Here is a 312-nt window from a genome sequence, read left to right as displayed (position 1 = left end):
TGAGGTTACCCTCGTTTAGTGGACACCCTATTTGTACGGATCTTGTGTCCGTAAGAGAGGATGTTCATTGTGAGTCAACAGCGCAAGAAGTACACGCCGGAGTACCGGCGTGAAGCCGCGAACCTGGTAATCGAGTCAGAGCGCCCGATCGCTCATGTGGCTAAGGAAATCGGTGTTTCCGCCGGGCTTTTGGGCCGGTGGGTCAAACTCGAGCGTGAACGCCGAGGATCCTCAGATGGGATGAGTGAGTCTGATCTTCGTGCTGAGAATGCTCGTCTGCGCCGGGAGCTGGCTGAAGCCAAGATGGATAAT

Annotated in this window: 1 protein-coding gene; it reads left to right on the top strand. The window is 55.1% G+C overall.

Features of this window, described 5'->3' with window-relative positions; genetic code table 11:
* Positions 1-69 precede the first annotated feature (69 nt).
* Positions 70-312 (top strand): transposase (locus tag HMPREF0308_RS12765; protein ID WP_248630714.1); only part of this gene is annotated, 243 nt, incomplete at its 3' end.

Source organism: Corynebacterium striatum ATCC 6940 (genome assembly GCF_000159135.1).
Lineage (GTDB): Bacteria > Actinomycetota > Actinomycetes > Mycobacteriales > Mycobacteriaceae > Corynebacterium > Corynebacterium striatum.
This window is presented reverse-complemented; position numbering and strand designations above follow the sequence as displayed.